Source organism: Candidatus Hydrogenedentota bacterium (assembly GCA_019695095.1).
Taxonomy (GTDB): Bacteria; Hydrogenedentota; Hydrogenedentia; order Hydrogenedentales; family SLHB01; genus JAIBAQ01.
Genome location: JAIBAQ010000251.1, coordinates 1 through 7150, shown reverse-complemented (window position 1 = coordinate 7150; position 7150 = coordinate 1). Strand labels below are relative to the sequence as shown.

General features: G+C 56.1%; 4 protein-coding genes. 3 read left to right on the top strand and 1 reads right to left on the bottom strand.

All coding sequences use genetic code 11. From position 1 onward, the window contains the following. On the top strand, positions 1-749 hold a 749-nt coding region (locus K1Y02_23970; GenBank protein MBX7259438.1), incomplete at its 5' end, for a glycoside hydrolase. Positions 750-980: 231 nt separating this feature from the next. Here the strand turns inward: K1Y02_23970 and K1Y02_23965 are convergent. Continuing rightward, complete coding sequence (locus K1Y02_23965; GenBank protein ID MBX7259437.1) at positions 981-1505, bottom strand: DUF5610 domain-containing protein; 525 nt, start codon at positions 1503-1505, stop codon at positions 981-983. A 1715-nt stretch (positions 1506-3220) separates the two neighbouring features. Here K1Y02_23965 and K1Y02_23960 point away from each other — a divergent pair. Together K1Y02_23960 and K1Y02_23955 are read left to right on the top strand one after the other, a co-directional pair. After that, positions 3221-4222 (top strand): HNH endonuclease, encoded by a 1002-nt coding sequence (locus K1Y02_23960; protein ID MBX7259436.1) that lies wholly within the window; start codon positions 3221-3223, stop codon positions 4220-4222. A gap of 1554 nt (positions 4223-5776) precedes the next feature. Beyond that, on the top strand, positions 5777-7144 hold the full coding sequence (locus tag K1Y02_23955) for a hypothetical protein (protein MBX7259435.1): 1368 nt from the start codon (positions 5777-5779) through the stop codon (positions 7142-7144). The last annotated feature ends 6 nt before the right edge of the window (positions 7145-7150 follow it).

Sequence of the window (7150 nt, the reverse complement as noted above, 5' to 3'; positions counted from 1 at the left end):
AGAAACCCGTTCCCGAAATTGCCGTTGCTACGTCCACGGACAACGGCGTCTCGTGGTCGGAACCGGTCGAGTCTCAGGTCGCCCCGGCATGGCCGGCCGTGCCCAAGAGCCTCGTTCCCTACGGTCCGGTGCTCATTTCGCAAAACGGCGCCTGGCTGCGCTTCCTGCTCGGAAGCGCGAAAGAAGACGGCACTATTTTCACCGACGTGCGCTCGTGGAGCGCCACCCACTGTAAAGCATACGTGATACGCAGCGAAGACCACGGCGCTTCGTGGTCCGCTCCCATCGATATCGACTGGCCAAAATGGACAGACGCGCAGCGAGGCGCCATTCCCGGTTCTCTCGACCTGACCGAGTCTTCCGCCGTAGTGATGGGTAACACCGTGATGGTCCTTGTACGCCCCGTCTACAGCGAAACCATGTGGCAATGCTGGTCGCAGGATGCGGGCGCGACATGGGATGCAGCAGCCCGCGTCACCTTCCCCGGCTATGCTCAGTCCATTGCCCGCACGCAATCGGGTGCGATCGTCTGCGCGCACCGATACCCGCAATACTCTTTGAACGTCAGCCGCGACGGCGGTCTGAATTGGGATGCAGGAACAGTCATTGACTATCCCGTGTGGGGGATGGGGTGCATCGTGGAAGTGGAACCGGAGGTTCTACTTTGCACCTACATGAACGCCGAGCGCGCGCAACCGCTGCTGGCGCAACGAGTGCGCGTTACGGGCGAACGAGTCGAACCCAACTAAGGAAAACGGGGACTGACGCAAGCGAAGCGAACGTAGTGAGCGGAGACGGGTCTGTCCCTGTTTTCCGGCGTGCGCCCCACCAACCGTTGACACGGGGACTGACGCAAGCGAAGCGAACGTAGTGAGCGGAGACGGGTCTGTCCCTGTTTTCCGCACCAACCGTTGACACGGGGACTGACGCAAGCGAAGCGAACGTAGTGAGCGGAGACGGGTCTGTCCCCGCTTCTCGCCTTATGCCTGACTCGTGCCGGATACGAAGTCGTCGAGACGCTTCTGGATCAGGTCGGCGATGGAGTTGATGTGATTGTCGACATCCGGGTTCAAGGCGGACAGGGCGCCCAGGATTCCGCGGGCCTCTTCAATTCCCTGACCTATAGCCCCGCCGATGAATTCCGCGAATTGCTTCTTCGCATCGTCGCCGGAGACTTCCGGGTGTTTCTCAAGGTACTTGTCGAAGAAATTCAAGGCGAAATCGGCGATCCGGTTTGCCGTCGCTTCGGGGGATACGTCGAGGGGGCTGTCTTCCGACAACCCGAGCGATGCGCGCGCGTCGCTCACCACGGCCTGCAGCTTGCTGATGGACCGTTCGGTGACAATCGAGATGGCCTGCTCCGTCGTCAACGGGCCGCTTTGACCCAGGTCCAGCTTGTCCGCCGCTCCGGTGTTGTCCTGCACGTAACTCGAAGTGGAAGACGTCTTGGTGGATTGATAGAAGATGTTGTAGCTGGACTGAACGGAGGAAACTGAAGCTACCATAGTCTTTACCCTCGTGATTGGTCGCCCGCAACCGGCGATTCCGCATCCCTACACCCTATATCGGCATTTTCTGGTCTGACTTGAGGAAAAATCGGGGGGATACGGTTCTCGGTGGCCCCCAGTCCGGTTCCATGAGCACCCGGTGCGGCGCTTATTCTGCGGAAGACGCCAACCTTGGCGACGGGACAGATAGGGGGTGTCCCGTGGCTCCGAAACCTCCCGCCGTTATGATTAAACGACTTACAGCAGGATAGGGGACAGGGTGCCCCTGAACATTTTGACGGGGCAAGGGGGTGTCCCGGAAAGAAGAGGATGTCTCCCGCAGAGCCGCCAAGGCGCAGGGAGCGCTCGATCTGTCCGGGTCTCGGGGTGCACCCTCTGCAATCTGACGATTCGAGGGATGCCCTCGGCTGTGCCGAATCCGTGTCCGGAATGATTCACCACAGAGGCACAGAGGGCACAGAGGATCGGGCGGTTCGCGCGAGGGCAAATGCAGTTTCCGTTGTTCTCGCGAAAGCGGTAACCCATCTTTGTCCTGCTCTCGGTCTCTGCGAGTGTTGGAAAAATGTGTCGCAGGCATCCTGCCTGAGTCCCGTGCTGCGACCTCCCGTGCTGGGTGCACCCCCCTTTGGAGTTTGACGATTCAAGGGGTGAACATCTCTTTCCGGACGTTTGCGCTATCGCGCAAGCCGTCCGAGCGACGCAACCGGTGTATTCGCCAGTGGACATGGTTCGACCCTCGTATGTTTCCACCTACATATAAGGGCGAGTTCGTTGCACTCGGGAAATTGCTGGCCTATGCGCAGCTTCGCGCCATTGCGTTTCCGGAACTCAACGCAAAGACGCGAAGGCGTAAAGCCGCAAGGGTTTAACGGTTGTCTACCGTCTGCCACTTATTCGTCACTTTCCTGTAAGAAGCGAATTCGTCGCTCCGCAAGTCCCTCGTTTCGCGGCGGCATGACTCCTTAGCTGCCGATATTCTAGTCATTGCAGTGCAACGACTCCTAAGAAACGGACCCTGCAAGTTGCTTTCGCCCTTACAGGGCTCACGTTGGGAGTGGGCTGGAGTCTGCCGTGCCTGCGGCACTCAAGAGAAAAGGCCGTCCGCTTTGCATCTATTTCTACCACTGAAACCCGCGCTCGCACGGTCTCCCGTTCAGAATGACAGCCATTCAATGTCTCTGGACATGTCATTCTGAGCGTAGCGAAGAATCTGGCTTACAATAACAACTGTCGGCTGGCAGAACTTCGATTACGGTCAGTCGATGCCTCCGGACGACCGAATGGTCTCCCATTCCCCACGGCCTGTTCGCCACGTACTTCAACCTTTCATCCCTTCATCGCTGCCCTAACCGAGTGCAATGAACTTGCGCATATAGATGGGAGACAACATCCGAAGAAAGACATATTCCAATCCAAAGAAACACGGTTCATTTCTTGCCATGTTTCTTCTCCGACAAGCACAATGGGCACTCGACGCTGTGCTGAGAGGCTCGGGCAACACCCCGCTCCCTGCGCCGCCGCGCCTCTGCGGGAGAGTTCCTTCTTCAGGGACTCACGGTGGCAAAGAGCTAGTCGAGAGGGGAATTGAGGATTAGGCAACTATGCGCTACGATCAATCAGGCTTCCAGCAAAGAATGTGATGTGCGATGAGACAACGTGGCTAGACATAGCGAACAACGAGGACACCCCTACTCTTGAGTGAGAGATTAGCGATGCCAGAGGATTTGCGGAGACGCGTTTTGTTTGAGGCGGGACATCGGTGTGCTGTACATACATGTAAGCACACCGATGTCGACGTGCATCATATCATTCCTTACGCACAATGCCAGGCCCATGAATTCGACAACCTGATCGCTTTGTGTCCCAACTGTCACCGTCTTGCAGAAAAGGGCAAAATAGACAAAAGATCTCTCTATCAATACAAGGTTAAGCTTTCGGCATACTGGCCTTCTCAGCCGGATAGATTGACAACGCTTGAATCAAATCTCGAACCGGAATCGGAGATAATTGGTCGCTGGAAAGCGGCCTATGTTAGGGAAGAATTCCGAAGCTCCGTCAAGAGCGACATAGACATCGAGTATCCAATTTTCGATTTGCCTGGCATAGGATCAAGTGCTTTGGTGAATGCTCCTCTCGACGCTGTAATCAAGCGCGAAATTGCTTGGTTTCTCGATACAGTAAAATCTGTTTGGGATGACGGTTGTTTTGATGAGGATGGTGAAGCTTTTTCGGGACCTGAATGCTTCTTAATCGGGCGATACGATATTGCTCAATTGACGAGAAAAGTACTAAGTGGTCGGCTTGTCTTTCGCGCATACCCTGGCTCGGCCTATTCCCATATCTCATTTCACAGTTTCAACTACCGACTTGCAGCATCTCCATCTCCTATTGGAATTTGTGACATATTTTCGGATCCAACTGAAGGGTTAAGGAAGACTTCCACCTACTGTCTTGAGAATTTGACAAGGTGTTTTGGCTTCTCTGAGCCCAGTACGAGCATGCTTGAAGGGATTACTCCAGATCCCGAATGCTTCACAAACTTTAACTTGCACCGACATGGCTTTTCTATTGACTTCAGTCAAGGGCAACTGGGTTGCACCGGGTATGGGGCTCCTTCAGTCTTTGTTCCGTACGAGGAAGTTGAGACATTTCTGAATGCTGCATGGTTCCTGCAGAATCTTCGGTGGTCCGATCTCCAAGTCTGGTCAGAATGACTGTACCCCTACTTGCTGTGGCGGGGTCTCCTGATCCGCCACGGCGGACCACTCCGCCGACATACCTGTCGGCTAACGACTGAATGGTCTCCCATTCCCCACTGCCTGTTCGCCACGTACTTCAACCTTTCATCCCTTCATCGCTGCCCTAACCGAGTGCAATGAACTTGCGCATATAGATGGGAGACAACATCCGAAGAAAGACATATTCCAATCCAAAGAAACACGGTTCATTTCTTGCCATGTTTCTTCTCCGACAAGCACAACGGGCACTCGACGCTGTGCTGAGAGGCTCGGGCAACACCCCGCTCCCTGCGCCTTGGCGGCTCTGCGGGAGACATCCTCTTTTTTCGGGACGCCCCCTTGAAACGTCAAATCCGAACAAGGGGTGCACCCCACCAAGTGGAATCACAGAAAGTCCTCAAGCTTTCGCCGAACGGGGAGAAGAGTTGAGACCTGCCGGTTGCAGAAAGTGGTCCGCCGCGGCGGATCAGGAGACCCTGCCACAACAATGGTGAAGACTTCCGGAGCCTTACCGCCAAAACACTGAGGCGCTTGGCGATCACCCCGCAAGTCGAGTTTAATTCAGCTTCTATTTTAGCCGAGGCTGTGGTAGAACAGAGGCATGCTCGAGTTCGGATTGTTCGCCGAGTTCGTTGCGGCTCCGTGCTGAAGTCTCTTTAATGTGTTCCGCAGGGATGCCAGTATTTCGCGAGCGCCTGGAGTCACCGCTTGGTCGCAGCCTGGATCCGGGCACATGGGACTGAAGGTCGAAACCCAGCAACGCAGGAGGGGAAAGTGATAGGCGGCAGTCCCACAATCTCGCCGCTTCTTCCGGGTATTTCCGGTCGTCGTGCACGAGGCGCGATTACCCTGCGCGCGGTCTGCCTTGCACTGCTTCTGGTGGGGGGATGCGATTGCGATGTAGTCACGAGCAAATACCCGACGCGGGCGGATGCTGTAGCCGATAGTCCTTTTGCGCGAGGGTGGTTGCCGGATTTTCTCCCTGCATCGAGCAGAGACATTGTGACGCACAACAACCTCGACAGTACCACCTCTTGGGGCGAATTCCAATGTGAACCAACTGAACTGGCTGCCTTTGTCGTACGCTTAACGCCCGGTGGCGAAATTCCACACCGCCGGACTTTTGATTCTCTTCGGAATGAGTTGAAGCGGCACGAGAGTGAAGACTTCCGCAGCTACTCATGGAGCGACGGAGGTTTCACATGGCTCTTTCTTGTGAATCCAGCCGACGGCCGCGTTTTCTATTGTATGTGGCCAAATGGACTAGATGAGTATCCTCGTTCTGGTCAAGAGGCAGGCAAGATGCCTGCCACACATTAAGAGGCGGGGCAGTAGGGACCTCAGTGGGACGGGTTGTCATGCCTTCGGGTGAATCAAATCGCCTCTTGTACTTGCTCCACTATTTCAGGAAGGTAGTGTCTTGACAGTCTCGGAGTGTGCCTTCACAATGTAGCAGAGCTGCACTTGATGGTCGCAAGCATGTCCCTTTGGGAAATGTCGGTTTCGCGGAAACCGGGAGCTTGGTCGACGATGAGTGATCACGAGGCAAGCGTTAAATTCCAGCAGGCGCGTCACTTCTACGAGCAGGAACAATGGAAGGATGCCTTGCGTCTGGCCGACGAGCTTTCGGTCACCCTTAAGAGTCATAAGGACGTGATGTACTTGCAAGCGGCATGTTTGGCGCGTCTGGGGAATAGAGAGGAGGCCGAGCTTCTCTGTGACCAGTTGAGCATCATGCACAATGATCCTCGGGGGGCGAGGCTAAAGGCAGAGCTCCCTCACGCTAAACGTGAGGGGAAAGTGGTTGAGGCGGTGAAGGAGCCGTTTCGGTTGCCCCGCTTCGTGATCCCAACCGTCGTAGGTGTCGCCGTCGTGGGGGGCGCACTTGTCGTCGTGCCGAGCATTGTCTCCCGTATGAGCGCGTCTATTCCCGAACCGGTGCCGTATATGGAGAGACCGGCCGAACGCGTGGTTCAGTTTCCGGCGGACCGGTCCGTCGGTGAGCTGACTGTTCGCGATTGGACTCACGACCCGTCTTTTCGGGTGAGTGAGGAAAACCCTTGGGTGGGCCTGGGGCAGGCCAAGGGCGAGGTCACGGTGCCGCCGGGCAAGGAACTACGTCTCCAAGTAATGCCGGACGACGTGCTCGATCTGTCTCCCCTTGCGCGATTGGGCGCTCACGATTTGCAGGCGATCTACCTGGGGAATACGGCGGCTGGGGATGCCGACTTGGTGCATTTGAAGCGTCTGACCGGGCTTCGTCACCTCAATGTTGCCGAAACGAATGTAACCGGGGCGGGGCTCGCGGCGCTTGCCCGGCTAACGAGCCTGGAGGATCTGAACGTCAACGGCTTGGCTCTGGACGACATGGGGAGGGACTTCATCGTGAGCCGTCCGTTGTTGCGGGATCTCCAAGCCGACGGCATCGGCGCGACAGACGCATGGCTGGCGGCTCTGTGCGAGCACGCAGACATAAGATATCTTACGCTCGACTACAATACCGCGCTTACGGACGCTGGACTCAAGCATATCGGCAAGCTGAAATCCCTTGTAGACCTGTTCGTGAGTTACACCGTTTTGACTGATGAGGGCTTGGCGGAACTGCAGACAATTCCCACGCTCAAACGTTTGTGGATGGAGGGCACGGCCGTAAGCGACGCGAGCATACAGGGCTTTTACGGCATGCCACAAATCACCGCTATCGGCCTCGCCAAGACACGTATTACGGACAAGTCCCTTGAATCCCTCAAAGAGTTGAAGCGTCTTAAGAAGATCGACATTACCGCCTGCGCCAACCTGAGCGATAAGGCAATCAAATCCCTTAAGGAAGCCCTTCCCAACTGCACGGTGGAAACCACCGGCGAAGTTTCTGATCTGCCGCCGGCGAGTGCCGGATGACCATTC